Origin of the sequence: Ligilactobacillus murinus DSM 20452 = NBRC 14221 (assembly GCF_001591685.1) — a bacterium.
GTDB classification, from domain to species: Bacteria; Bacillota; Bacilli; order Lactobacillales; family Lactobacillaceae; genus Ligilactobacillus; species Ligilactobacillus murinus.
Genome location: NZ_BCVJ01000133.1, coordinates 1 through 617 on the forward strand (window position 1 = coordinate 1; position 617 = coordinate 617).

At 34.4% G+C, this 617-nt stretch carries 2 protein-coding genes; both read right to left on the reverse strand.

What is annotated here, in order from left to right:
• Nucleotides 1–25 precede the first annotated feature (25 nt).
• Nucleotides 26–244 carry a hypothetical protein gene (locus LMU01S_RS10160; RefSeq protein ID WP_056958902.1) on the reverse strand — a complete coding sequence of 73 codons (219 nt, stop codon included), beginning with the start codon at nt 242–244 and terminating at the stop codon, nt 26–28.
• 5 nt (nt 245–249) lie between these two features.
• Nucleotides 250–417: a polymorphic toxin type 50 domain-containing protein gene (locus tag LMU01S_RS10830; protein WP_082613055.1), complete on the reverse strand. Its 168-nt coding sequence runs from the start codon at nt 415–417 to the stop codon at nt 250–252.
• Between the last annotated feature and the right edge of the window lie 200 nt (nt 418–617).

Consider the following 617-nt stretch of genomic DNA (forward strand, 5'->3'; position numbering starts at 1 on the left):
TTCTACATTTTTATTAACAGTTACCTCACTCCAATGCTAATTCTATTTCATAATATTTCCTGCTTCCCGTTTTATTAGCAAATATTGCGTCCTTGCCAATTTCGGTATCATCAGCAAAATCAACACCACCGATGAACAGTCTTTCTTGATTATTATCTCTTAACGTAACGATGGCCCATTGCTCGCCTATTTCATCAAGCATGTGCATATCATATGGCTCTCTTACAAAAATCTTTTTATTCATAACTTTTATCCTTTCTTGAGCGTGTGCGGAACTGCATGATAGCCTTTTTTAGAAAAATGCACTTTCATTTTATTGGTTTTATATTGGATTATCTTACCATCTTTTGTCGCTGTGCGATAGTATGCGATAGGGTAATCTACAGCGATGATTTGCTTACCATTCATTTTTCTCATATCAACATTATTTTTGACAATTTCATCTATTTACTTGCTATCAATCAGAAAATATCCCGGGAGATACGGTTGCTCATACTTGACCGATATATACTTTTTTCGATCCCTCTCTACACGTTCATTATACTCTTTTGTGCCATAAATTAGTTCTTTTGGCATATAGTTATGGTATTTTTTCTTGTCGAAAGATCGAACGCTTT

What these genes read in the sequence shown, in the direction of transcription:
- LMU01S_RS10160 (WP_056958902.1), bottom strand. Translation starts at nt 244, where the DNA reads ATGAATAAAAAGATTTTTGTAAGAGAGCCATATGATATGCACATGCTT.
- LMU01S_RS10830 (WP_082613055.1), bottom strand. Translation starts at nt 417, where the DNA reads ATGAGAAAAATGAATGGTAAGCAAATCATCGCTGTAGATTACCCTATC.